The organism is sulfur-oxidizing endosymbiont of Gigantopelta aegis (genome assembly GCF_016097415.1).
In the GTDB taxonomy this organism is placed as follows: Bacteria; Pseudomonadota; Gammaproteobacteria; order GRL18; family GRL18; genus GRL18.
In genome coordinates this window covers 2,967,138-2,992,720 of record NZ_JAEHGE010000001.1, presented here as the reverse complement: position 1 = coordinate 2,992,720, position 25,583 = coordinate 2,967,138, and the positions used below count along the sequence as shown (strand labels likewise).

General features: G+C 40.4%; 29 protein-coding genes and 1 pseudogene. 17 read left to right on the top strand and 13 right to left on the bottom strand.

Annotation, left to right across the window (positions count from 1 at the left end; translation table 11 throughout):
• The first annotated feature begins 142 nt into the window (after positions 1–142).
• Positions 143–742, top strand: coding sequence for a GAF domain-containing protein (locus tag JEU79_RS15195; protein WP_198264786.1), 600 nt, complete (start codon positions 143–145; stop codon positions 740–742).
• A gap of 86 nt (positions 743–828) precedes the next feature.
• Here the strand turns inward: JEU79_RS15195 and JEU79_RS15190 are convergent, their stop codons facing one another.
• Entirely contained in the window at positions 829–1,248 is a 420-nt protein-coding gene (locus JEU79_RS15190; protein ID WP_198264785.1) for a hypothetical protein, read from the bottom strand.
• Between the two features lie 136 nt (positions 1,249–1,384).
• Between JEU79_RS15190 and JEU79_RS15185 the strand changes: the two genes are divergently transcribed.
• The 3 genes from JEU79_RS15185 (at position 1,385) to JEU79_RS15175 (ending at position 4,726) form a co-directional block, all read left to right on the top strand.
• Positions 1,385–1,840 (top strand): hypothetical protein, encoded by a 456-nt coding sequence (locus JEU79_RS15185; protein ID WP_198264784.1) that lies wholly within the window; start codon positions 1,385–1,387, stop codon positions 1,838–1,840.
• Positions 1,841–1,851: 11 nt separating this feature from the next.
• The gene (locus JEU79_RS15180) at positions 1,852–3,018 is read left to right on the top strand and encodes a M20 aminoacylase family protein (protein WP_198264783.1); all 1,167 of its coding nucleotides are present in this window, start codon (positions 1,852–1,854) and stop codon (positions 3,016–3,018) included.
• 151 nt (positions 3,019–3,169) lie between these two features.
• Entirely contained in the window at positions 3,170–4,726 is a 1,557-nt protein-coding gene (locus JEU79_RS15175; RefSeq protein ID WP_198264782.1) for a SulP family inorganic anion transporter, read from the top strand.
• A gap of 120 nt (positions 4,727–4,846) precedes the next feature.
• Here the strand turns inward: JEU79_RS15175 and JEU79_RS15170 are convergent, their stop codons facing one another.
• A complete protein-coding gene (locus JEU79_RS15170; protein ID WP_198264781.1) occupies positions 4,847–5,026 on the bottom strand; it encodes a YjfB family protein in 180 nt (59 codons plus the stop codon).
• A gap of 145 nt (positions 5,027–5,171) precedes the next feature.
• Here JEU79_RS15170 and JEU79_RS15165 point away from each other — a divergent pair, with 145 nt between their 5' ends.
• A complete protein-coding gene (locus JEU79_RS15165; RefSeq protein WP_198264780.1) occupies positions 5,172–5,735 on the top strand; it encodes a DNA-3-methyladenine glycosylase I in 564 nt (187 codons plus the stop codon).
• Positions 5,736–5,757: 22 nt separating this feature from the next.
• On the opposite strand, the gene JEU79_RS15160 is transcribed toward JEU79_RS15165, so the two are convergent.
• From JEU79_RS15160 to gluQRS, 4 genes are all read right to left on the bottom strand, one after another.
• On the bottom strand, positions 5,758–6,093 hold the full coding sequence (locus tag JEU79_RS15160) for a phage protein NinX family protein (RefSeq protein WP_198264779.1): 336 nt from the start codon (positions 6,091–6,093) through the stop codon (positions 5,758–5,760).
• Between the two features lie 275 nt (positions 6,094–6,368).
• Positions 6,369–8,321 (bottom strand): acetate--CoA ligase, encoded by a 1,953-nt coding sequence (gene acs / locus JEU79_RS15155; RefSeq protein ID WP_198264778.1) that lies wholly within the window; start codon positions 8,319–8,321, stop codon positions 6,369–6,371.
• A gap of 181 nt (positions 8,322–8,502) precedes the next feature.
• A complete protein-coding gene (locus JEU79_RS15150; protein WP_343074975.1) occupies positions 8,503–8,976 on the bottom strand; it encodes a hypothetical protein in 474 nt (157 codons plus the stop codon).
• 184 nt (positions 8,977–9,160) lie between these two features.
• Positions 9,161–10,072: a tRNA glutamyl-Q(34) synthetase GluQRS gene (gene gluQRS, locus JEU79_RS15145; protein ID WP_198264777.1), complete on the bottom strand. Its 912-nt coding sequence runs from the start codon at positions 10,070–10,072 to the stop codon at positions 9,161–9,163.
• 255 nt (positions 10,073–10,327) lie between these two features.
• Here gluQRS and JEU79_RS15140 point away from each other — a divergent pair, with 255 nt between their 5' ends.
• The gene (locus tag JEU79_RS15140; RefSeq protein WP_198264776.1) at positions 10,328–10,657 is read left to right on the top strand and encodes a DUF3579 domain-containing protein; all 330 of its coding nucleotides are present in this window, start codon (positions 10,328–10,330) and stop codon (positions 10,655–10,657) included.
• An 86-nt stretch (positions 10,658–10,743) separates the two neighbouring features.
• Here JEU79_RS15140 and dksA read toward each other — a convergent pair whose 3' ends face one another.
• On the bottom strand, positions 10,744–11,181 hold the full coding sequence (dksA, locus tag JEU79_RS15135) for an RNA polymerase-binding protein DksA (RefSeq protein WP_198264775.1): 438 nt from the start codon (positions 11,179–11,181) through the stop codon (positions 10,744–10,746).
• Between the two features lie 409 nt (positions 11,182–11,590).
• Here dksA and JEU79_RS15130 point away from each other — a divergent pair, with 409 nt between their 5' ends.
• The 8 genes from JEU79_RS15130 (at position 11,591) to JEU79_RS15095 (ending at position 20,268) form a co-directional block, all read left to right on the top strand.
• Entirely contained in the window at positions 11,591–12,388 is a 798-nt protein-coding gene (locus JEU79_RS15130) for an HAD-IA family hydrolase (protein WP_198264774.1), read from the top strand.
• A 68-nt stretch (positions 12,389–12,456) separates the two neighbouring features.
• Positions 12,457–13,644 (top strand): aminotransferase class I/II-fold pyridoxal phosphate-dependent enzyme, encoded by a 1,188-nt coding sequence (locus tag JEU79_RS15125; protein ID WP_198264773.1) that lies wholly within the window; start codon positions 12,457–12,459, stop codon positions 13,642–13,644.
• Positions 13,641–14,414: a DNA/RNA nuclease SfsA gene (gene sfsA, locus JEU79_RS15120; protein WP_198264772.1), complete on the top strand. Its 774-nt coding sequence runs from the start codon at positions 13,641–13,643 to the stop codon at positions 14,412–14,414. Before JEU79_RS15125 ends, sfsA begins: the two co-directional genes overlap by 4 nt.
• Before the next feature lie 80 nt (positions 14,415–14,494).
• Positions 14,495–15,742: a lipoprotein-releasing ABC transporter permease subunit gene (locus JEU79_RS15115; protein WP_198264771.1), complete on the top strand. Its 1,248-nt coding sequence runs from the start codon at positions 14,495–14,497 to the stop codon at positions 15,740–15,742.
• A complete protein-coding gene (gene lolD, locus JEU79_RS15110) occupies positions 15,735–16,436 on the top strand; it encodes a lipoprotein-releasing ABC transporter ATP-binding protein LolD (RefSeq protein WP_198264770.1) in 702 nt (233 codons plus the stop codon). Before JEU79_RS15115 ends, lolD begins: the two co-directional genes overlap by 8 nt.
• A gap of 18 nt (positions 16,437–16,454) precedes the next feature.
• Complete coding sequence (locus JEU79_RS15105; RefSeq protein WP_198264769.1) at positions 16,455–17,714, top strand: HD-GYP domain-containing protein; 1,260 nt, start codon at positions 16,455–16,457, stop codon at positions 17,712–17,714.
• 162 nt (positions 17,715–17,876) lie between these two features.
• Positions 17,877–18,299, top strand: a complete 423-nt coding sequence (locus JEU79_RS15100; RefSeq protein WP_198264768.1) for a rhodanese-like domain-containing protein — start codon at positions 17,877–17,879, stop codon at positions 18,297–18,299.
• 88 nt (positions 18,300–18,387) lie between these two features.
• Complete coding sequence (locus JEU79_RS15095; RefSeq protein ID WP_198264767.1) at positions 18,388–20,268, top strand: methyl-accepting chemotaxis protein; 1,881 nt, start codon at positions 18,388–18,390, stop codon at positions 20,266–20,268.
• On the opposite strand, the gene JEU79_RS28705 is transcribed toward JEU79_RS15095, so the two are convergent.
• The 6 genes and pseudogenes from JEU79_RS28705 to JEU79_RS15070 all read right to left on the bottom strand — a co-directional run bounded on the left by JEU79_RS28705 (position 20,183) and on the right by JEU79_RS15070 (position 22,899).
• Positions 20,183–20,512: an IS3 family transposase gene (locus tag JEU79_RS28705; protein ID WP_198266032.1), complete on the bottom strand. Its 330-nt coding sequence runs from the start codon at positions 20,510–20,512 to the stop codon at positions 20,183–20,185. The two genes, JEU79_RS15095 and JEU79_RS28705, sit on opposite strands and share 86 nt — an antisense overlap.
• A gap of 24 nt (positions 20,513–20,536) precedes the next feature.
• Entirely contained in the window at positions 20,537–20,668 is a 132-nt protein-coding gene (locus JEU79_RS27505) for a hypothetical protein (protein WP_281400922.1), read from the bottom strand.
• An 84-nt stretch (positions 20,669–20,752) separates the two neighbouring features.
• Positions 20,753–20,947: pseudogene (locus tag JEU79_RS15085) on the bottom strand (transposase); the annotation flags it as partial.
• A gap of 183 nt (positions 20,948–21,130) precedes the next feature.
• A complete protein-coding gene (locus tag JEU79_RS15080; protein ID WP_198264765.1) occupies positions 21,131–21,940 on the bottom strand; it encodes a peptidylprolyl isomerase in 810 nt (269 codons plus the stop codon).
• A gap of 57 nt (positions 21,941–21,997) precedes the next feature.
• Positions 21,998–22,297, bottom strand: coding sequence for a YciI family protein (locus JEU79_RS15075; RefSeq protein WP_198264764.1), 300 nt, complete (start codon positions 22,295–22,297; stop codon positions 21,998–22,000).
• Positions 22,297–22,899, bottom strand: coding sequence for a septation protein A (locus JEU79_RS15070; RefSeq protein WP_198264763.1), 603 nt, complete (start codon positions 22,897–22,899; stop codon positions 22,297–22,299). The genes JEU79_RS15075 and JEU79_RS15070 overlap by 1 nt, the downstream gene beginning before the upstream one ends.
• Before the next feature lie 258 nt (positions 22,900–23,157).
• On the opposite strand from JEU79_RS15070, the gene JEU79_RS15065 reads away from it, so the two are divergent.
• From JEU79_RS15065 to JEU79_RS15055, 3 genes are all read left to right on the top strand, one after another.
• Positions 23,158–23,985, top strand: a complete 828-nt coding sequence (locus JEU79_RS15065) for a PHP domain-containing protein (RefSeq protein ID WP_343074974.1) — start codon at positions 23,158–23,160, stop codon at positions 23,983–23,985.
• A gap of 33 nt (positions 23,986–24,018) precedes the next feature.
• Complete coding sequence (locus JEU79_RS15060) at positions 24,019–24,639, top strand: L-threonylcarbamoyladenylate synthase (RefSeq protein ID WP_198264762.1); 621 nt, start codon at positions 24,019–24,021, stop codon at positions 24,637–24,639.
• 68 nt (positions 24,640–24,707) lie between these two features.
• Positions 24,708–25,397 (top strand): site-2 protease family protein, encoded by a 690-nt coding sequence (locus JEU79_RS15055; RefSeq protein WP_198264761.1) that lies wholly within the window; start codon positions 24,708–24,710, stop codon positions 25,395–25,397.
• Positions 25,398–25,583 lie beyond the last annotated feature (186 nt).

Below are 25,583 nucleotides of genomic sequence, written 5' to 3'. Positions count from 1 at the left end.
GCTATTAAGCGTTAGACAAACATAAGTTGAGTGACCGACTTAACAGTCCAGTCATTTTGTAGTAACAAACCTCATTGAGCATCTGCTACACTATAAAAGGTGGGGATGGGTATTTTATTTTCAAGTAAATGGATAGAAAATAATGGCTAATAGCACAGCAATTTTTAATCAAATTTCAAGCAAACTTTCTCGAGAAACGGACTTGCAGGCACAATTAGCCATCGTCGTTGAAGGGGCGATGGATCTGACTCATGCAGATGCCGGAACGCTGTATTCAATTGTTGATAATGAAGCGCTCAAATTTGAGGTGGTGCTAAACCGCTCATTAGAGATTAATAAACAAGCGCCAAACATTGATTTCCCTAATATCCCTATTCATGAAGATGGTGTTGCTAATGCATCAATGGTGGTCGTTAATAGTGTGTTGTTAGAAACGAGTATTTTAATCGATGATATTTATGATGAAAATGCTTATAATTTTTCCGGCACTCGAGCGTTTGATGAGAAAACGGGCTATCGAACCCATTCAATTCTCACCGTGCCTATTTTTGATTTTGAGAAAAAAATCATTGGTGTGATTCAGCTAATCAATGCGAAAAATGATCTTGATACGATTCGAGTGTTTAATGACAATGATAAAGATCTGGTGAATTTATTTGTTTTACAAACTGCTTTTACTTTGTCATCAAAGATATTGATTGATAAGCAAAAAGAGCTGTTCAAATCCATCAGACCTGCTTAACCTTTACACCACATCCTACATTTGAAGTGCAAAGCAGATCGATCGGTTCCAGCGTTTGCACTCTTTTTAGCATTTACACTTTTAGCTTAGCGTTTGCATAAAGGCCTTTTATCCGGATTTTCAACAGCGCTGGCTATGGCATGTACGAGTTCTAAAATTTCTTTGGGTGTCAGTGCATCAGATAGTTTATATATTAAATTCGCATCAACGTCAGCCAATACAGTACTGCCATCTGCTAATTGAACACTGATGCCTGCATTGCTTATTTCTTCTATTTCTTCATCAGCAGAAATCAATTCAGCATTTAACTCCATCATCTCATCATAAAAATCTTCTATCTGTTTGAGTATGTCCCGCTCATAATCATCGCTAATGCTGATGGTAAATCCTGTTTCTTCAACGGATGCCTGAAACTCGGTATCGTTTTTATAGGGGATTTCTTTCTTATCGAGGTATTTTTGGAATTTCTTTAATGGTGTTTCGTGGAAAAAAATATAATCAAGCATGGCTGAAAGTCTCAAGGATAAATAATAGCTAAATTCTAGCTTATACATTCGATAAGATACAGGGTATGCTAGACATTCGTGACTGCTTTGGCCGATAGTGAATAGCTAATTTTACAATACTAAACTGTACTTATTTATGGAATTATTGATTTTACCCGACCAATTTATTATTAAATACACGCCTGCATGGATGGCATTGTTGTTGCTCGCCGGTCTGTTGTGTTTTTTTATCAGCCGACGTTGGCGAAATCGATTAAAAAAGCAACAAGGTCATAGTTATTTGCCTGGGGTTTTATTTACGGTCAGTTTTATTTTTCTGGTGGGAGGGATTAACCTCTATGTTTATAAAATAGTGATGAATAAAGAGGGTATAGTCCTCTTTAATATTAAGCAGTTTAATCATCCCATCAAGTGGTCAGAAATAAAACAAGTCAGCTATCATGCTGATAAAAAAATTGAATTATTAGTGACTGATGAATTTAATAGCCAAGAACGCATTGACATCAATTTGTCAGAATTGGATTCAGATAGCTTTGCTAAAGTTAAAATTTTAATTACGCTTAAAGTAAAACAAAATAAACCCTCACATTAGGAAAAACCTGGATGCCTCTGATTGCTGCTATTGTTGATAAAAAAGAACAGATGACCCAATGGCGTCATCAATTACATGCGATGCCGGAAATAGCCTTTAATGAAGAGCAAACGGCACAATTTGTAGAGCAAAAACTCGCTTCATTTGGTGTAACTGTCCATCCAAGAATCGCGGGGACGGGCGTTATTGGTTCACTAATAGGTGATAAAACCTCTGAGGATAAGTCTAAGGCTATCGCCTTAAGAGCCGATCTGGATGCCTTGCCTATTATTGAAAAAACCGGTGTAAGTTATTGCTCTGCCCATGAGGGAATGATGCATGCTTGTGGTCATGATGGTCATACAGCAATGCTATTGGGTGCGGCTTGCTACTTAGCAGAACAGCGCCATTTTAATGGCATTGTTTATTTCATTTTTCAGCCAGCGGAAGAAAATGAAGGGGGTGGTCGGGTCATGGTTGAAGAAGGTTTTTTTGATAAATATCCGATTGATGCTATTTATGGCATGCATAATTGGCCTGGACTGGATGTCGGCAAGTTTGCCATTCGTAGTGGCCCAGTAATGGCGGCTTATGATGTGTTTGATATTACCATACAGGCCAAGGGTGGTCATGCTGCAGCCCCTCATAATGCTATCGATCCCATAGTGATTGCCGCACAGGTGATCAATGCCTTACAAACAATCACTTCACGGCATGCTAATCCACAAGATGCTGTGGTGCTGTCAATCACTCGTATGCATGCGGGTGATAGTTATAATGTGATTCCTGAAACGGCGCAGTTATCAGGCACGGTGAGAACCTTTAGTCATACAGCACAGGAAAAAGTGATGGCGCAGCTAAAACAATTGGCTGAGATCACTTGTCAGGCTTATGGCGCAAGCGCTGATATGACTTATCAAAAGCGTTATCCAGCAACGATCAATAATGTGGTTGAAACCGAAAATTCGGTACTGGCGGCAATGGATGTGGTGGGCAGTGGTAATATTCTCCATGATAATCCACCGAGTATGGGCTCAGAAGATTTTTCATTTTTATTAAATGAATCCAAGGGCTGTTATGTGTCCATTGGTAATGGTAAAAGCGCATCCTTACATAACCCACATTATGATTTTAATGATGAAATTTTGCCTATTGGTGCGAGTTATTGGGCAAAAATTGTGGCAATGCAGTTAGCTTAACGGGCAAGCGGCTTGGAAAATTAACTGGAAAAAAATCATAGATTTATATATAATACAGCACCTTTTTTAAACACATTTTTATTTGTTTATTAACAAACAAGTAAAGCATACCTTTAAAAACCAAAAATCGCCTTATATCCCTGGATCATCTATGATTGACATTTGTCCTGCAGATCAACCCTGCAATATTAAAACTGAAATTCTATCCGGTTTGACAGTTGCCCTGGCACTGGTGCCCGAAGCCATTGCCTTTGCCTTTGTGGCTCAGGTTGATCCGCTAGTGGGTTTATATGCTGCCTTTATTGTCGGTTTAATTACCGCTACCTTTGGTGGTCGTCCGGGTATGATTTCTGGTGCGACAGGGGCGTTGGCCGTCATTATGACGGGCTTGGTGGTGATACATGGTGTGGAATATCTTTTTGCGGCCGTGGTGCTGATGGGGATAATTCAAATTGTTTTTGGAGCCTTGCGCTTGGGTGTCTTTATTCGCCTAGTCCCCCATCCTGTGATGCTGGGCTTTGTGAATGGTTTAGCCATAGTTATTTTTCTGGCACAAATTGGCCAGTTTAAAATCCCTGATCCACAAGGCAGTGAAGCCATGGTTTGGATGGAAGGTAGTTTGCTATGGACAATGCTAGGGCTTATTTTGCTTACTATGGCAATTATTCATTATTTACCCAAATTCACCAAGGCTATTCCTGCACCTTTAGTGGGTATTTTAGTCGTTTCTTTCATTGCCATTGCCTTTGCTCTGCCGGCCAGAACCGTGGGTGATATTGCTTCTATTTCCGGTGGTTTTCCTGAGTTTCATATTCCTATGATTCCTTTTGCGAGCATGGATGAAATATTAGACACTTTAATCATTATCCTGCCTTATTCTTTGGCATTTGCTGCTATTGGTTTAACCGAGTCATTACTGACATTGACCTTGATTGATGAAATGACTGAAACCCGTGGTCATGGTAATAAAGAATGTGTGGGACAGGGTCTTGCTAATATTACCAGTGGTTTTTTTGGGAGCATGGGAGGCTGTGCCATGATTGGTCAGTCAATGATTAACGTGAATTCAGGTGGTCGTAGTCGTTTATCAGGTATTGCGGCGGCGCTGTTTTTATTGAGTTTTATTATGTTTGCCTCAGAGCTGATTTCTCAAATACCACTAGCGGCTCTGGTTGGCGTCATGTTCATGGTGGTGATTGGTACTTTTGAGTGGTCTAGCTTTCGAATTTTAGCCAAAATCCCCAAAACCGATGCTTTTATTTTGATTGCTGTTTCAGCGATTACTGTGATTACGGATAATCTGGCGATAGCGGTCTTTATTGGGGTTATTCTTGCTGCCCTGGTGTTTGCCTGGAATCATGCTAAACATATTACGGTGAATATCACCCGTGACAACGAAGATTCAAAAGTATATGAATTACACGGTCCCTTATTTTTTGGTTCAGTGCATAACTTTCAGGATTTATTTGACCCTAAAAATGATCCGGATGATGTAGTCGTAGAGTTTAAATATTCGCGTGTGTCAGACCATTCAGCCATTGAGGCCATTGATACTCTAGCGGAACGTTATTTAAGCGAACACAAACGCTTACACCTTCGACACATGAGTCCTGAATGTAAGGTATTATTAACCAAAGCTGGTGAGTTGTGTGAAGTGAATGTGATCGAAGATCCTAAATATCATGTTGCGGATGATAAGCTCGGTTAGTAGTGTAGGATGTGCTGAGGAACGAAGCGCATCAATGTTTTAAACAGGAAAATTTGATGCGGTTCGTTCCTCACCACATCCTACAAAAATAAGTGGGTTTATTAGATCTCAACACACAGTTTATACCTTTATATTGATGTTTTGACCTGAGTTACCACTGGCTTGAGGAATGGACTCAATTAATTTTAAAGCCGATTGCTCTTGAATATCGAGGGCTTTTTTCAATACAGAAATACCCACACTATCATTTTGGCTGACATTGGCTGCTAAACTAGCCGTTTCTACACCTGAAATACTCACGCTGAGTCTCCTCTTTTTTGAAAAACGCTTTTTTTTTTCGTTAACTCTATAGCGTCCTGCTAAACTCGAACTTTAGTTTTGCTTTGTTTTCTTTTAAACTACAAGCAATTTTGGTCACTAATCATTATTAAAAAGGAAGAAAATAATGACACAACGATGTGAGTGGTGTGGTGAGGATGAATTATACCAACACTATCATGATACTGAATGGGGAGTACCAAACCATAAAGATGCGCATTTATTTGAAATGCTAACATTGGAAGGTGCTCAAGCCGGCTTAAGCTGGATTACAGTATTGCGTAAAAGGGCACATTATCAACAAGTTTTTGATCACTTTGATGTGCAAAAAATTGCCCAATATGATGAGCATAAAATTGCTCAATTATTGCAGGATGCAGGGATCATTCGTAATCGTCTAAAAGTGAATTCAACGGTGACAAATGCACGTTTCTTTTTAGACATTCAGTCTCAATACGGTTCATTTGCTGATTATATCTGGCAATTTGTCGATGGCGAGCCAAAAATTAATCACTGGAATAATTTGGCTGACATTCCCACCAGTACCCAAGCATCAGATGCTATGAGTAAGGATTTAAAGAAGAGAGGCTTTAAATTTGTTGGCACCACGATTTGCTATGCCTATATGCAAGCTGTGGGAATGGTGAATGACCATACAATGGATTGTTTTCGCCATCAGGAATTATCTTGATGCAGGCTACGACCGATGATGCTCAGTCGAAATGAATATAATTGGGTAGTTTTAAGCATACTATTGCACGCATTGCGGCTTCCAGCACCGTCGCCCCTTGGACATTGATGTCTGGTTCTATGGATGCTGTCCACTCACTCAGCTCTTCCCAGCCCCAATTCAAATCAATTTTATGTTGTTCCAGTAAAGGTCCGCCCTGTGACCAGAAACGACTAGGTGCCCATTCACGATGGGGGAAACCTGTGCGTGGAAAATAGCTGAGTTTATTGTGATTGTCAGGATAAAAAACATCAATTCCCACTGCTTCTGCAACGAGAATATCCAGTTTGACTGAAGAAAGTTGATTAATATTTTCCATATAAGGATTGCTCAAATATTACATATTTCAAAAGATAATCCTAAAATAATCAGTTGAATCGTAGCGAGAGCGACTTAGGTGCTGAAGATTAAGGGTTTTACAGGTTATTTTGGCTTTATTCGCAGTCACCCTACGGGTGAAGTCAAAATGTTCTGGAAAATCCTTAAGATTCAGTGCATAAGGCGGTCGCAGTAGGTTCAACTGATTTTTTTAGGATAATGATTGTTAAAAATATGTTTTAAAACATGCAATATTTAAGCCGGAAATTAATGAGATTATTTGTTTTCGCGGTTTTCTACCAGTTGATTAACCACATCGGGATCAGCGAGTGTGCTGGTGTCGCCCATGCTATCTAACTCATTGATGGCAATTTTACGCAAAATGCGGCGCATGATTTTACCAGAGCGGGTTTTGGGTAAACCGGGTGCCCATTGAATGAAATCCAGAGTGGCAATGGGGCCGATTTCTTTACGCACTTGTTTCACCAATTCTATTTTTAATTCATCAGTGGCTTCAACGCCTTTAACCAAGGTGATATAGGAATAAATACCTTGTCCCTTAATATCATGAGGGTAGCCAACGATAGCGGCTTCAGCCACAGTCCTATGCAATACTAAAGCACTTTCAATTTCAGCCGTGCCAAGACGGTGACCGGAGACATTGAGCACATCATCGACACGACCGGTGATCCAATAATAACCATCGGCATCACGGCGACAGCCATCGCTGGTGAAATAATGTCCTGGATAGGTTTTAAAATAGGTCTCAATGAAACGCTCATGATCACCATAAATGGTGCGCATCTGACCTGGCCAACTGGCACTAATAACCAGTGAACCCGAAGCTTCGCCAGCCATAATCTTGCCATCAGAATCCATGAGGTTAGGCTTAACACCAAAGAATGGCTTTGAAGCAGAACCGGGTTTTAAGGGCGTTGCACCAGGTAGTGGGGTGATCATAAAACCACCGGTTTCTGTCTGCCACCAGGTATCAACGATAGGGCAGTTGGTTTCACCGACAACATTATAATACCATTCCCAGGCTTCAGGATTGATGGGTTCGCCAACCGATCCTAAGAGGTGTAAACTGCTACGATCAGTTTTCTTAACCGGCTCATCACCTTCACTCATTAAAGCTCTAATGGCTGTAGGGGCAGTGTAGAAAGTATTGACCTGATGTTTATCTATCACCTGCCAGAAGCGGGAAGCATCGGGATAACTTGGAATACCTTCAAACATTAAAGTGGTTGCACCATTGGCCAGAGGACCATAAAGAATATAACTATGACCGGTGATCCAACCCACATCAGCGGTACACCAATAAATATCGCCGTCTTTGTAATCAAAGGTGTATTTGTGAGTCACAGCGGCATAAAGTAAATAGCCTGCGGTGGTGTGTAGTACGCCTTTAGGCTTGCCAGTTGAGCCTGAGGTATAAAGAATGAATAGCGGGTCTTCAGCATCCATTTCTTCCGGCTCACAATTGCTATCAACGGTGGCAGAAATTTCGTGATACCAGACATCATGCTTGTCGTTCCAGACCACATCACCCTGAGTATGCTGAATGACCAATACGGTATGGACATTAGGGCATTGTGCCACGGCAGTATCAGCATTTTTCTTCAAGGGAACGGATTTGCCACCACGGACACCTTCATCAGCGGTAATCACCACTTGGCAGTCAGAATCTTGAATGCGGTCTTTTAATGCTTCAGGAGAAAAACCACCAAAGACGACTGAATGCACTGCACCAATACGTGCACAGGCTAACATGGCATAGGCGGCCTCAGGGATCATAGGCATATAGATGCAGACTCGATCGCCTTTTTTTACTCCACGGGCTTTTAGTACATTAGCAAAACGATTAACATCATCAGAGAGCTGTTGATAAGTAATGTTTTTTGACACATTGGGATCATCACTTTCCCAAATAATGGCTGTTTGATCGGCACGTTTGGCCAGATGGCGATCGATACAATTGTAGGTGACATTGAGTTTTGCACCAGTGAACCATTTAATGCTGACATTGTTGTTTGTTGCATCACCAAAGGTGCAGTCACTGACCTTGTCCCAGTCTTGTGAAAAACTGAGAAAATCTTTAGCCATATTTCCCCAGAAAGTATCAGGATCATCAATGGATTGTTGATACATTGTCTGATATTTATCTTCAGTAATATATGCTTTTTCGGCGACAGCGGATGGGATTGGATAGACCTTATCATCTGACATTATGTACTTTCCTTTATGTGAAACTAATATGTAAATTTAATTGTAATAATTCCCGTATCTGATTAAATAGCTTGTCTTTACAGGGCCGCTCGAGCACATCCCTGTGACGCTTTATGAAAACATCCTGTTTTCATAACCCTGTAAAGACAAGCTATTCAAGCGGATACTCTATGGGTAGACTTTAATATGCTGAATAGTTGCATCTAACTAAAAATTTTCTGCCACCAACGCCTTCTGTTTCCAGGGGGGCGATGGCAACTTCTAAATCGATAGGCTGAACTTTACTTAAGATCCAGCCGGGTAGTGGCGGTGGTGCGCCACTGGAACCGCAAACATGGCCAAGATTATTGGGGTCATATATTTTGATAAATGTAGGGGCATCTTTGTCATCGGCATAAACGATACCACAATAATCATGTTCATGATCATGTTTAAGCAGTTTATCTATTTCTTCAACGAAGTGATGGAGTTTTTCGGGCTTACAAGCGGTAACAGGGGGGGCTTCGCCAATGTGATAAATGAACCAGTCATCTGTTTTGCCGGTTTGTATTGTGACCCATAATTCATTCAATTGTTCCCAACGTAATACGCCTATAAGGCGACCATTGAATTTTTCCATAAAGGGATGTTCAACTTGAGTGACTGCTTCGACCAATGGTGGCTCCGATTCTATTGAAATAAATTTGTAATATACCCAAGATACTTGAAAATGCAGACTTCGTTCTCTTTGTTAAGAAATGTAACTAAAAGCCTCAATCATGTAGTACTTATACACTCAATCGGCTCTCAGTCAAAATGCCTCGCTGCATTTCCAAGTATCACGGGTATCAGACCTTAGATTAAACCAAAACCATCTGCTTTTCCATCTTTGGAACTCGATTTATATCCCAAACATTGAGTAGGTATTGCCAAAAGTCAGCTTTGCTTTCTAAGTCGTGATGATTTATTGGTCTTTGTCCTAAAAAATCAGCTGCAAGGGTCAATGTTTTAAGATCACAGCGGATTTTTTTAGCTTGACTGAGCTTGCTTAATTTAAGGTTATCCGAGCTGACTGCTAATGGAATATGGGCATACTGAGGGCTGGGATAGGCTAATTGTTGTTGTAAATAAATTTGCCGAGCAGTGGAATTAAGTAGATCAGCGCCTCGTACTACATGGGTAATTTGACTGCGAAAATCATCCACAACCACGCTCAGTTGATAGGAAAAAGTTTTATCCCGGCGCAAAATAATAAAATCACCACTGTCTTCGCTAAGAATAGAGCTGCAATCTCCCTGAATTAAATCATTAAAGCCGATTGGCGTATCAGCTACTTGAATACGAGTGGCAGAATTGTCTGCGATAATAGATTGATTTCGGCAAGTGCCGGGGTAGATGCTCGGGGGGAGATGATTCTTCTCTATTATCGCCTGAATTTGTTTTCGTGAACAAGAACAAGCATAACTTAGTCCTGAATGCTCAAGTTGTTCTAATGCCAATTGGTAGTGCTTAAGACACTGGCTTTGGTAGGTCACGCTTTCATCCCATTCAAAGCCACATTGTTCCAGCGTGTTGAGGATGTGCAAGTCGGATTGGTCGATCACGCGAGCCTGATCGATGTCATCGATACGCAATAACCATAGGCCATTATTTTTTTTTGCATCCGTATAGCTGGCCATTGCAGCTAATAAAGAACCGAAGTGCAATTCACCCGTGGGTGAAGGTGCAAAGCGTCCACGATAATTATTTGTCTTTAAATTGGTTTTTTTCAAAGTCAGTGTCTATAGTTATTGGTACAGTGTCACGTATATATACCCATGACACTTGGAAATGCAGACTTCGTTCTCTTTGTTAAGAGATGTAACTAAAAGCCTCAATCATGTAGTATTTATACAATCAATCGGCTCTTAGCCAAAATGCCTTGCTGCATTTCCAAGTGTCATGGGTATACATACAATAATAAAGTAAAAATCATTAGCCAAGCATAGCATTTTAATTAAAGTGTGTGATGAGGGAGAGAGAATTAAATGTCAGCAAATTCGGAACGCATTATTATCGAAGGGATTAAGGAAGATGGAAATAAGTTCAGACCCAGTGACTGGTGTGAACGTTTAGCGACAACGCTGGCCAGCTTTGGCGAAGATCAACGCTTGCACTATTGTAAAAGTGCCCACCCCTGTATTATTAATGGTGTTAATTGCTTGATTGTGGATCGAGATTTAGAAACAAAATCGCCGGATTCATTTACTTTTTTAATGGCCTTTGCTTCAGAAAACAAACTCAGAGTGCAGGAAGATAGAAGGCAGGAAGAACAACAGGTGAATAGTGAAAGACGTAGTAGGAGGGTATTAGCTTAGAGTCAACCGATTTTAAATCGTTTTTGACTCATGTGTCTTATGAGTCAAATACAATTGATTCAAACCAATTAGTTTAAAAAACGCTATTAACTGGTTTTTTCTTTTCTTTCATCCAACTCTTTGCAATCAATACATTGAGTCGCAGTAGGGCGTGCTTCAAGACGTCGAATACCGATTTCAATACCACAGGTTTCGCAAAAACCATATTCCTGAGAATCCATCGCTTCTATTGACTCATCAATTTTCTTAATAAGCTTACGTTCACGATCACGAGTTCTGAGTTCCAGGGCGAATTCTTCTTCTTGAGAAGCGCGGTCACTGGGATCGGGGAAGTTGGTTGCATCATCTTTCATATGCGTTACAGTCTTATCGACTTCTTCCATTAATTCTTTTTTCCAGGCAAGCAAAATGGAGCTAAAATGCGCTTGCTGGTTTTCGTTCATATACTCTTCGCCTTTTTTTTCCTTATAAGGTACAAAGGCATCTTTAGCACTTTCTGGTTGTGTGCTTTTTTGTGTTGGCATCGATTGGACTCCAGCCTGTTTTTAAAAAGATGTGAATATATAACAAAATCCACGCACTATGGCAAATTTTAAACGGCTTTTTTGTTTATTACTTACATTTTAGTCCTAATTTGTGATTTTTTACAGGTAAAAGTAATTTTTGAATGAAATATCATTATTTTATAAAGGATTAAAAAGAGGCCTTAAATAGTGTTATTTATAGTTCGGATTGACTTGAGTTTTTGGTGACTATACCCCGGATACATGGAAATGCAGCGAGGCATTTTGATTTATAGCCGATTGATTGTATAAGTACTACATGATTGAGGTTATAAATTAAAATAACGAAGCCTGCATTTCCAAGTATTAGGGGTATAATAGCCATATAGAGTAGTTATATTTAACAAAATTAAAGAACAGAGAGAGTGACATGAGTCAATTAGAAGCGTTAATTTTTGATGTCGATGGGACATTGGCTGATACTGAGCGAGATGGGCATCTGGTTGCCTTTAATATGGCTTTTGAAAAAGCTGGGCTTGACTGGCACTGGAGTGTTGAGCTTTATGGCAAGTTACTGGCAGTAACCGGTGGCAAAGAACGTATTCGTTATTATCTCAAAGACTTTTTTCCCGATGAACGTGGCCAGGAGTTTTCGCTTGAGCAAACTAAACCCGGTGAAACTGATTTTGCTGCTTTTGTTGCGGCACTGCATGCTTCTAAAACTGAATTCTATATTCAGTTAATGGCCGATGGTGCTGTGCCATTGCGCACCGGCGTTGTACGCCTGATTCAGGAAGCACGTGATGCAGGCATGCGTATGGCCATTGCGACCACGACAACACCGGCTAATGTGACCTCCTTATTAACTCATACGCTGGGTGCTGAGTCGCTTGACTGGTTTGAAGTGATTGCGGCAGGCGATATCGTTCCTGCTAAGAAACCAGCCGCTGATATTTATGTTTATGCCATGGAAAAAATGCACCTTAAAGCTGAGCAATGTTTGGCTTTTGAAGATTCCTATAATGGGGTTTTATCCTCTTGCGGTGCAAATTTAAAAACCATCGTGACCATCAATGGCTATACGGCTGATGATGATTTTGCTGGTGCAGGTGCGACTTTAGTGCTTTCTGACTTTGGTGATCCCGAGCAGCCAATGACCGTACTACAAGGTGACTGTGACGATAGTTATTTTAGCCTGAAAACTGCGCAAAAAATGTTTCAGGCATGAGCCAAAGCGCCAAGTCTTCTAGCACTAACGCTTCTAGCACTAGGACTGTAAGCGCTCTGGCACAGCGCATGGATGTGATTCAGCCCTTTCATGTGATGTCCTTGTTGGGCAAGGCAAAGGCGTTGGAACTCCAAGGACGTGATATTATTCATCTGGAAGTCGGGGAGCCAGACTTTAAAACCCCTCAGCCTATTATTGACGCAGGGATTGCCGCCCTGCAACAAGGCAATATTCATTACACCCCGAGTCTGGGGCTTATGGCTTTAAGACAGGCTATTGCCGATTATTATCAAAGCACTTATGCGCTCGATATTCCCGCCTCACGTGTCGTTGTAACGCCGGGCGCTTCGGGTGCTTTGTTATTGATAATGGGGGCTTTAATTGATCGGGGTGATGGGGTCATGCTCGCTGATCCGGGCTACCCCTGTAATCAAAACTTTGTCCGTTTTGTTTCTGGAGAAATTCAGGCAATTGCCGTGGATGAATCCAGTGCCTATCAATTAACTGCTGAAATTATCGAAAAAAATTGGCAAAAAAACACCAAAGCCGTACTCATTGCCTCACCGGCTAATCCTACTGGGACTATCGTGCCGAAGGATGAGATGCAAAAAATCATTCAATTGGTGACAGATAAAAATGCCTATCTCATTGTTGATGAGATTTATCAAGGGCTGGTTTATGAGATTGAATCCAGTTGTGCCTTATCATGTGTGCCTAATCAACAATACGATCAGCAGCCGAACCAATACGAACAACACATTATTATTGTCAATAGTTTTTCAAAATACTTCCAGATGACTGGCTGGCGTTTGGGCTGGTGTATTGTGCCTGAGCATCTGGTGCAGGCCTGTGATCATTTAGCACAAAATCTCTTTCTGGCCGCACCAACTACCGCACAATATGCGGCTATGGCGGCTTTTTTACCGGAGACGATTGAAATTTTAGAGCAACGTCGAGCTATTTTTCAACAACGTCGAGACTTTCTCTATCCTCAGCTACAGGCGCTGGATTTTAAACTGCCGGTCAAACCTCAGGGGGCATTTTATCTCTATTGTGATTGTAGTGCTCATACCAAAAATCACAAAAATGACAGCATGGTGTTTGCCCATGATGTGCTCAATGCCACGGGGCTTGCACTGACACCAGGCATCGACTTTGGCAATCATCATCCAGAGCGCTATATTCGTTTCGCCTATACCCAGGATATTAGCTACCTACAAGACGCAGTGCAACGCTTGCAGGATTTCTTAGGGTGAAATATTCAGAGCCACTGATCAAGGCACGTTTAATTAAACGCTATAAACGCTTTTTAGCTGATATTGAATTGGCTGAGGCGATAGACGTTGATGGCCAAGCAATAAAATTTATTACCATCCACACGGCTAATACCGGTTCTATGCAGGGCTGTGCTATTCCTGACAGCGCTATATGGATCAGCAATAGCCATAATCCTAAACGTAAATACCTTTATAGCTGGGAGCTTTCAAGTACTCAGGATATTAGTTCGTCGCGCTCAGCAAGTGGGGGCTTGATCGGCATTAATACTCTACTGGCTAATAAACTCGTTTATGAAGCCATTGAAAAAGGGGCGATTCATGAATTGAGTGATATTGCTCAAATTCAAACCGAAGTGCCCTATGGTGAAGAAAAAAGCCGCATAGACCTATTATTAACCCAAATTGATGGTCAAAAATGTTATATTGAGGTGAAAAACGTCACCGCCAGTTTTGAAGCAGGCGTGGCTGCTTTTCCTGATGCCGTGACCGCACGGGGTACAAAACATCTGCGTGAGTTAGAGCTCATGGTGCAACAGGGACATCGGGGCGTGATACTTTTTTGTGTGCAACGCGATGACATAGAAAGTGTTCGTGCCGCCCATGAAATTGATCTTCTTTATGCACAAACATTGGCACAAGCAGAAAAAAATGGCGTAGAAGTACTGGCCTATGGCGTAAGATTTACCGGCGCTAAAGCACCTGAAGGTATAGAACTGGTTAAACAACTCAATTTTATACGCTCTTGCTAAAAACAAGCACACAACTATACATAAAACACACATAAAACACACATAAAACACACATAAAATAGGAAACATCCAAAGCAACTATGTTTAAACCTCTTTCACTCTTTCTTGGCTTCCGCTATACCCGTGCTAAACGACGAAACCAGTTTATCTCCTTTATCACCCTCAGTTCATTCACCGGCATTGCTATTGGTGTTTGGGCATTGATTACAGTGCTATCGGTAATGAACGGTTTTCAATCTGAAATTCGTGATCGCATTCTCGGTATGGCATCACATGCAACGATCAGTGGCATGAATGGTAAAATACAAAACTGGCAAGATGTCGATAAACTGGTGGAACAACAGCCCCATGTTGAAGGCTCTGCTCCCTACATTCTAAAAGAAGCCATGCTTACCAATGCTTCTAATGTACATGGTGCGTTGGTACGTGGTATTGACCCCGAAGAAGAAAAAAGCGTGTCAGAAGTCTCCTTAAAAATCTACCGAGGTAGCTATGAGGCTCTCAATGATACCAAATATGGCATTATTTTAGGACGTTTCCTGGCACGCTCTATCGGTGCAACAGTCGGTTCGAAAATCACCATGGTCACACCGTCTGCTAATGTGACTCCCGCAGGTATAATGCCCCGACTCAAGCGTTTCACTGTCGTGGGTATCTTTGAAATGGGGCATAATCAATATGATGCTAATATGGCGCTTATTCATATTCGCGATGCCCAAGTGTTATTTAAAATGAAAGGCTTGGTCACTGGTATCCGTCTGAAGTTAGATGATCTTTATAATGCACCCAAAATTAGCCGTGAAATTGAGCAAAAAATACCGGGCTATCACCGCGTGATTGATTGGACACAACACCATGCTAATCTGTTTCGTGCCATCAATATTGAAAAAACTATGATGCTTATTATCCTCTCATTGATTATTGCTGTGGCAGCATTTAATATTGTTTCAACACTGGTGATCGTCGTGAGTGACAAACAAGCAGACATTGCTATTTTACGTACTCTGGGGGCGAGTCCGGGAATGATTATGCGGATTTTTATCGCTCAAGGCATGGTGATTGGCATCGTTGGCACACTACTGGGCATGGCTTCAGGCATCTTAACCGCGCAAAACATTCAAACCATTGTCCCTGCGTTAGAAAGTGTGCTGGGTATAAAATTTCTTGCCCCGGAAATATATCTGATTAGCGATTTACCTTCTGAAATGAAATGGTCGGATGTACTGACAACAGGCATTATTTCATTCAGTCTGACCGTGCTAGCAACTATTTATCCGGCATGGCGAGCCTCCCGAGTACAACCTGCGGAGGCCTTACGTTATGAATAAGACTGCTAATAAAGAGATCATTATCGATTGCCAGAATATCACTCAGTATTTTGATGACGGTACTAGCCGTGTCGATATTTTTAAAGATATTAATTTGCAAGTGACGGCTGGGCAACGCCTGGCAATTGTCGGTGCATCAGGCTCAGGAAAAAGCACCTTGCTTTATATGATGGGTGGCTTGGATAAAATTAAATCCGGTAAACTGATCATTGATGGTCAGGATGTCAGTCGTTTAAACCCTAAAAAATTGGGCGTGCTACGCAATCATACCTTGGGTTTTGTTTATCAGTTTCACCATTTATTGCATGAGTTTTCTGCGTTAGAAAATGTCGCCATGCCACTATTGATACGTGGTGATAGTACAGCTCAGGCAAAGGAGCAAGCGGCTTATCTGCTAGATCAAGTGGGGCTGAGCCATCGACTTAAACACAAGCCAGGCGAACTTTCTGGTGGTGAACGACAACGTGCGGCGATTGCGCGTGCCTTAGTGACCAATCCCAAGTGCTTATTGGCAGATGAACCAACGGGGAATTTGGATAATCATACGGCCAAGCAAGTTTATGATTTATTAATCAAACTGAATGAAGAAATGAATATTAGTCTGGTCCTAGTGACGCATGATGAAAAACTTGCATCACGAATGGACAGCGTACTCATGCTTGCTGATGGTAACTTGTCCACACTGGCATTATGAATTTTTAAGCAGATTAAAATGAAAAAAAATCCACCAGACAATCATCTTAGTCAAATAAAAATCCCCGTGTCGCAATTGACATTGGGGATGTATGTGACTGAATTGGATCGCTCCTGGCTGGTATCGCCATTTGTATTTCATGGTTTTTTTCTTTCCATAGACGAACATATTGCCATTGTGCAGGCGCATTGTGAATTTGTTATTGTCGATCGCTCTCGTATTTTTGAAATAGAAATAAAATCGCTACAGCAAGAACAATTACGGCAACTTGTTTATCCAGTAATGCCCAGCAAAAACAGCTCTTTTTTTACGGAAATAAATCAGGCAGGGGCTATTTTCAAACAACTCAATACGCTAGTTGAAGGCTTGTTCAAACGCATCGAACAGAAACAGACGCTTGAGTTATTAGAAGCAGAAAAGGTGATCGCGCTATTGGTTGCCAGTATTATTAAAACACCGGATACCTTTCTCTGGCTGACGCAATGGAAAAGCAGTAACAATTATACCATCCAACATACGGTGAATACCTGTGTCTTGTCCCTTGTGCTGGGGCGTCATATTGGACTATCGGTGGTAAGGCTAAAAGAATTAGGTTTGTGTGGATTGCTGTTTGATATGGGTAAAGGGCTTGTCCCGGAAAAAATTCTTAATAAACCGGGCAAGCTTGCGGGCAAAGAGATTCAGATCATGAAGTACCATACGGTTCTGGGTCTAAAAATCTTAAAAAAATCACCAGGGAAAATACCTCTCTCAGTCATTAGTGTCGCTTACTCGCATCATGAACGAGTCGATGGCAAGGGCTATCCGAGAGGGATTGGCTGGGATAAGTTGACGCTGGCAACTCGTATTGTTGCAATCGCAGACATGTATGATGCGCTTACCAGTGATCGAAGCTATCGGCAGGAATGTAGCCATGAAAATGCCATAGAAATTATGCAACAAAAAAGTGGTAATCATCTGGATTTTGCCTTGATGACGAAGTTTGTAGAATGTTTGGGGTTCTATCCTCCCGGTACATTGGTACAACTGAGTAATGATGATGTGGCCATTGTGGTTGATAGTCATTATGAAGAACCATTACGCCCGAATATCATTTTGCTCCTGGGTGCAGATAAACAGACTAAAAAACAAAAATTAATCGTTTTGGCTGATCGAGACAAAGATATTGGTGGTGAAATTTACACCATTAAACAGTCCGTGAGTGAAAAAGCTTGTGGTTTGAAGCGATCTGAAATCAAACTTGCTGATGTAAGCTATTATAATTCTCAAAATAAGTAAAAAATAATTTTTTCACAATATTTTAAACTTTTTCTTCTATATTTTTCCATAATTCCTCCTATACTCTAAATTATCACGGTTATTTTAAGCGCTGATTTTTTAGGTTAAAGTAATGTCGATAATTACCGATATAGTTGAAAAGGAAGAAAAATGAAAAATTTTATGCAAAATCATATTCAAAGTTTAGCGGTCATCTTTTTGTTAGGCTTTGCCTGTATTCAAATCTCTTTTGCGGGTGATAAGGTTTCACCAATGACGGTAGATGGTGCTAAGTCTGTCACGACAGAAGAAGCAAAAAAACTTTTTGATGATGGGGTATTATTCGTTGATGTACGTAAGGATAAAGACTGGAATGCAGGGCGAGTTTCAGATGCTATTCAATTAAATGTTAAAACAAATTTTTCAGAAGAAAACTTATTAAAAGAAATGAAAAAAACAGAGCCTGCGGTTATTTACTGTAATGGTGAGCGTTGTATGCGAAGCTCGAACGCAACAAAAAAAGCAGTTTCCTGGGGATTTACTAATATTTATTATTATCGTGATGGTTTTCCTGCCTGGAAAAAAGCAGGCTACCCAGTTGAATGAAAAATTACTTGCAACAATGTTGATGGAAGCTTTTTTATTTGAATAAAGTTTCCATAAACTTTATATAGTTAAATGGAAGTTGAGCATTATGAGTTTAAAAAACAGAATTGTTATCACTGTCATTGTTATGATTGTTATCATCGTTACTGCGGGGTTTATTTCTAGCTATCTGAATGTTAATGAAGCAGAGGAACGCTACAATGAACTGGCAATTAATGGTAAAAAACAATTATGGGATTTAATTTCTGTTAATCAATATGCTCAGATGGAACCCAATATAAAAAATATCACACGGGATCGGAAATTAAAAAAAGCGATTGAAAAAAAGGATATTAATTACTTATACGAAAACGTTTCAACAACTTTTAATTCCTTAGTCAGTCAGGGGGTTATTTCAAATTTACAGTTAACGGACAATACGGGTAAAATTATTTTTGATGCACTGGATAAAAATAATCTAGGAAAAAATAATCAGTTATCACTTTTAGCCATTAAAGAAAAGAAAAATAAACCTGATATTACATTAAGCTCTAACGGTGAGTTTCAAGCGGAACTTGTTTTTCCAATCACTAAAAGAGGTAAAGTAATTGGTGTGGGTTCATTTTCTTTATATTTTGATAAAGCCATTAATTTACTAAAAAATGGCCAACATATACAGGTTTACATTGCCGATATCTCAGGACGGATAAAATCATATTCTGAAGTTGATTTGAATGAGGAGTTAAGTCAGTATGATTGGCCGGTTGAAAAGGAAGCACATTTTGTTATCAAAAAAGATGATAAAATTTATTCAACAACGATATTGACTATTAAACATGGTGAGCAATTAATTGGAAATTTGATAACAATTAGCGATAATACAGCTAGTTATAATTCACAAAAAAATATTAATATCACTGCAATATTGTTATTAATAATAATTAGCATTGCAGCTATTATTTTTATCTACTTATATCTTGGTAAATCGTTAAAACCACTTCATTCAATATCCAAGTCATTAACTGCGGTGAGCCAAGGTGATTTAACGGTTGTTATAGCCCAAAGTGAGCGTCAGGATGAAATTGCTGAAATTGAAAAAGCAATTTCTAATACAATCAATAAATTACATGGACTTGTTTCTAAGATCAAACCCTTGGTTTATGAAGTCAATCAATCATCCGAGGGACTATCCGAATCTATGATGACCAACCAGAGTAATATTAGTCAGCAAAAAGATAATATAAAACAGCTCAGCAATGCTGCAATGGGTGTAGAAACTGCTATTGCCAATATTTCGCAAAATAGTCAGGAAATGACCTCTCATTCTAAAGAAACAAATAGGGAGCTTTGTAAGGGAGATAAAATCATTCAAGAAACTATTAATTCAATTAAAAAAATAGCGACTCATGTAGAACGTTCAGAAGTTGTGATTAATGAATTGTCCGAAGAAACGGAGTCAATAGGCGGAATTTTAGATGTTATAAAAAGTATTGCGGAGCAAACTAACTTATTAGCACTTAATGCTGCCATCGAAGCAGCAAGAGCAGGAGAGCAGGGACGTGGTTTTGCGGTTGTGGCAGATGAAGTCCGCTCCCTTGCGGGTAAAACACAGGAATCGACACTGGAAATTGAACAGATGATAGACCTGCTGAAGAAGGGCGTGAACTCAGCTGTCAATGAAATGAAAAATAGCAGTAATGAAGTTGAAGCCTGTGTCGATTTAGCCAATCAGACAGAAGCCTCCCTAAGAGTCATTACTCCCAAGGTCTCTCAAATAGAAACCAGTAATATTGAAATAAACAATTCCATTAGCGAACAAAAAGCCGCCATAGAAGGTATTAACGAAAATATCCTAACAATTAGTCAGTTATCAGAGAATAATGTCAAACGAAATTTAGATGCACTCATCCATCGACCAGCCAACAATTCGTTAGAGAATAAGTCAATGACAACCGCTCAATATAACCAGCCTTCCTTGGTGGCAATATAGGTAATATCACCCACATAGTAGCGATCAGGTTGAGAGACAGTAAACTCTCTTTCCAGTAAATTTGGAGATATACGCTTATTATGCTTGGAATTAGTCGTCGCTTTAAAGCGTTCTTCGTTTTACAAAACAAACCGGCTTTTTTCATTAATCGACCAATTCTCCGGCGGCTTATATGAACGCCTTTTTCAGCCGTTTTCTTTTTAAGACGACGGGTTCCATAAGTCTTGCGACTGTCTTCAAACAGTTTTTTAGCTGCTCAGTAAGCGCTTCATTTTTTCTCTCTATCCGTTTTAGGAGAGCTAACCCAATCATAATAGCAACTACGGGAAACATCCATAAAACGGCACAGAATCGTTACCGGGTAATCTTTAGCCTGATCAGTTATCCATGCGTACTTCACAAAGTTTCCCTTGCAAAGTACGCTGTATAGCTTTTATAAATCACGCCTGAAGCTCCTGGCAGTTGACGACTTCATCATAAATTGTTCATCACTTCTATTGGCTACCGTCTTCACCGGTTTGGAATATTTACTGATCCAGGTATGTAGAGTATTTACATTAACACCTAGCTCCCTGGCAGTCTGAGAAACGGGTTGATCCGTCTCATTAGCTAATTTGACAGCTGATTCTTTAAATTCTGATGTATAGCTTTTATTCGGTTTTTTTGTTTGATCATTCATTTTAGGTCACACTTTTTATCTTTTAGTTATTTTAAGTTGTGTGTCCGGTTAAGTATAGCCACATTAGTAAATATTAGTAACGCGCTTAAACAACTATCTGATGAATTGGATAATATGATCGTGCAATTTAAAGTATGAGCCAAAACAGCTGGGGAGCGGGGATATTTTAATATCCCCAGCAATTTATTTTAAAATAACCTTAGCTTTGGCATTCAAATCATCTAGGTATTGATTGAGTTTTTCTTTGATTAGCACTTTTTCAATTTCGTTTTTAACCGCTTCAAATTTTGGTGGTGTGGTATCACGGGTATCGTCCAATTGAACGACGTGCCAGCCGAATTGTGATTTCACTGGCGTTTTGCTTAGTTCACCTTTTTTTAACCCCGCCACTTTTTCAGCAAAAGGGGCGACCATATCTTTGTCAGTAAACCAACCTAAGTCACCACCACGAGAACCGGAACCCGAGTCAGTGGACTTTTCTTTGGCTAGTTTTGCAAAATCAGCACCACCATCCAATTCTTTAATCAGCGCTTTTGCTTCGTCTTCTGTTTTGACTAGAATATGACGCGCCTTGTATTCCTTGGGTACATTTTTAATGACATTTTTATCGTAATAAGCTTTCAGTGTATTGTCATCTGCTTTGAATTCTTTAGCGATTGAAGCAAGGTAATTAGCGGCAATATAACTTTCTGTGAGTGCTTTGACCCGTGCTGCAATATCTGGCTTTTGGTCATATTTAGCTTTGATGGCTTCGTCTAATACCAGTTGACGATTGACGAGAGCTTCAGTGAGTAATTTCTTTTGTTCAGGGGTAATGGCTTTGAGATCAACTTTACTCTGAGCAGCGGCGATTTCTAACTGGCTTTGTGTCACGTCTTTACCATTGACGGTGGCTAAGACCGCATCAGCTGCTATCGCGATTGAGCTGCTTAATAATAGGCTGGAAATGGCTAAAACTAAAAGGTTTTTTTTTGTATAAGTATTTGCTTTCATCACTATCTTTCCTTAAGTGGATTTATTAATTGACTGTTAATTTGCTACTTGGCGATATTATGGTAAAACTTTTTTAAAGGGTTTTACGACGATCTTGTCATAAACGCCGGCACTGATATAGGGATCCTTATCTGCCCATTTTTGAGCATCGTCTAAGCTTCCAAATTCGGCAATGACCAGTGAGCCGGTGAAACCTGCTTCGCCGGGGTCATTGCTGTCAATGGCTGGGTGAGGGCCGGCAATAATTAAACGGCCTTCATCTTTAAGTGTTTCTAAACGGGCTAAATGATCAGGGCGTGCGGCCAAGCGTTTGCTTAAGGTGTTTTCGATATCGCTGGCAATAATGGCATATAGCATTAATTGATTTCCTTGTTACGGGTGTTTTCATCGGATTCTTCGGGGACGAGTATATGACGTTGTAAATAGATTATCTGAAAGATCATAAAAACAAAGGTCTGCCCCAGCATGCCATACATTTTGAAATCGACCCAAAATGCTTGTCGTGCTTCTTCGCTGAGTGATAAGCCATAATAAAAAGCAACGTATAGGTTCAGTAAGCCACAGAACATAAAAAAGACCACCCACATCATATTGAGTCTGAACCAGATGTTATCGGGTAATTGTATAGCCTCGTCTAATTGTCTCTGGATAATATTTTTTTCACCATAAAACTGACTGCCTAATAAAACCAGACCAAATATCCAGTTGATGACGGTGACTTTCCATTTGATAAAAGTATCATCATGAAAGAGTAGCGTCATGCCGCCGAAGAGCAAAATGACGACGAGGTTAATGATATGTTGTTTTTCCAACTTTTTGTGCATAAACCATTGGATAGCGGTATGGATTAGAGTGGCAATGATGGCTGCGGTAGTGGCAGCATAGATATCATTATCGGTTAATTTATAAGTGGCGAAAAAGATAATGATGGGTAAAAAATCGTAGATAAATTTTAGCATAGTGGTCTGTGGTTTTTCCCCAACGGGTTTATGGGCGCTGTTGCAATAAGTCGTGTTAAGTCCAAGGTCACTTAATTAAACTAATTAAACAGCCAAAGCGCCTGACATTTTGCCATTTTAAAGTCATAAGAACAAATTTTTACCGTGATAAATAGCTTCGACTCACTATTTGTGAATAAATTCAGTGAAAAGCGCATTTTAGTCCGATAAATAGGTTAAAATTGGTGGTTTTATGACTCATTTAACATTAAGACAATTATGCAAATAGATCTCCATACACATTCAACGGCCTCAGACGGTCGCCTAGCACCGGCAGATTTAGTTGCCCGGGCCGCCGAATTTGGTGTTGAGGTGCTGGCTTTAACTGATCATGACGGTACGGATGGTTTGGACGAAGCGCGGCAGAGTGCTGATGAATTAGGTATTCGTTTTATTAATGGCATCGAGTTATCGGTGACCTGGGATAAGCGCACGGTGCATATTGTGGGACTGAATATTGACCCTGAATATGTACCGTTGAAAGCGGGCATTCAAGGTTTGCAGGATTTTCGTGAGACACGTGCGGTGGAAATGGCGGAAAAGCTGGAAAAATCCGGTATTAAAGGTGCCTACGAAGGGGCTAAACGTCAATCCGGTGGAAATATGTTAGGCCGTATGCATTTTGCAAACTTTTTAGTTGAAGCAGGTTACTCGAAAAATGTGCGCAGTGTCTTTAAGCATTATCTGGTGAATAACAAACCGGGGCATGTGACGGGTGACTGGGCGAGTCTGGAAGATGTGGTGAGTTGGATCACCGGTTCGGGTGGTGTGGCAGTCATTGCTCATCCGGCGCGTTACAAATTGACTCGCACCAAGTTGCGCAAGCTGCTTAAGGATTTTGTGACTGCAGGAGGTCAGGCCATTGAGGTGGTTTCTGGGAGTCATGATGTCAATGAAATGAAAACTATGGCCTGTCATGCCGATGATTTTGACCTATATGCTTCGTCGGGTTCTGACTTTCATGATCCCGCTTTTCCCTGGATTAAATTAGGGCGTTTGCCTGAGTTACCAGCAAAGTGTAAGCCCGTGTGGGATTTGTTTTTATAACACTTTTTTATTTACGAGTATGGAAATTTATTAATGAGTCAGTTTTTTCAAATACATGATCAGAATCCTCAAAGCCGTCTGGTGCGACAGGCAGCAGATATTGTGCGTCAGGGCGGAGTGATTGTGTATCCCACAGATTCCGGTTATGCCATTGGTTGTCATATCGGTGATAAGCAGTCGATGGACAAAATTCGTTCAATTAGACAATTAGATAAACAGCATAATTTTACTTTAGTGTGTCGTGATTTGTCTGAAATCAGCACCTATGCTCAGGCGGACAACTCCCATTATCGCTTATTAAAAGCCCATACGCCCGGTGCTTATACCTTTATTTTAAAGGCCACTCGTGAAGTGCCAAAGCGGTTGATGCATCCTAAACGTAAAACCATTGGCATTCGAGTGCCGGATAATGCCATTGCACAGGCTTTATTGGAAGAACTCGGCGAACCTTTACTGAGTTCGACCTTAATTTTACCCAATGATGATATGCCGATGACGGATCCCTATGAGATCAGACAATTACTGGAACATCAATTAGATTTGATTATTGATGGTGGTTTTTGTGGGTTCGAGGCGACGACGGTGATTGATTTTGAAGAAGATGTGCCAGTGGTGGTGCGTAAAGGCTTGGGAGATGCATCACCGTTTGAGTGATTGTGCGATAAAGTCAGTGCTCTTTTTGCTTGAGGGCTTTTCATTTTATAAAATGGTATAATTTTTTAATGGACGCAGCGACAATACAAAAAATAACAATTTGGATTTTACCGGTACTTTTTGCAGTATCTTTACATGAGGCAGCTCATGCCTGGATGGCGGATCGTAAGGGCGATTCCACGGCACGTTTGTTAGGTCGTTTGACCTTTAATCCGTTTAAACATATTGATCCCATTGGTACGGTAGTCGTGCCAATTTTGATGATTACTTTGACGGGCTTTGCTTTTGGCTGGGCGAAGCCGGTGCCGATTGACGTGAGAAACTTACGCAATCCGAAAAAAGATATGATGTGGGTCGCATTGGCAGGGCCAGCCAGTAATTTCATTATGGCTTTTATCTGGGCTATTATACTGCATTTTAGTGTAATGTTTGTTGATAGTCGCTCGTCAATTAGCCTGTTTTTTCTATTAATGCCCGTGGCGGGTATTACGATTAACGTCATTCTGGGCGTATTGAATTTATTGCCTATTCCTCCCTTAGATGGCGGGCGAATTATGGCCGGTTTGTTATCACCCAGAGCATCTCAGCAATATGGTAAAATTGAACCCTATGGTTTTTTTATTATCATTGGCTTAATGGTGACGGGGATGCTGTCTTACATTATTTTCCCTGTAGTGAGTCTGTTCATGGTGACATTGGCGGCTATCTCAGGCTTGGATGCTGAAGTGTTTTATCGCTTATTGAATGGTATTCAGTAAGTTTTTGTAACTATTCAACAGATTTTAAGTATCAATTGAGTATCCGGTTGAATAGCTTGTCTTTACAGGGTTTTGAAAATAGGGATATTTTCATAAAGCGATCACATGGATGTGTTTGAGCGTCCCTGTAAAGACAAGCTATTTAATCGGGTACGGGAACTACACTGAACCGTTTCTTTTTATTTA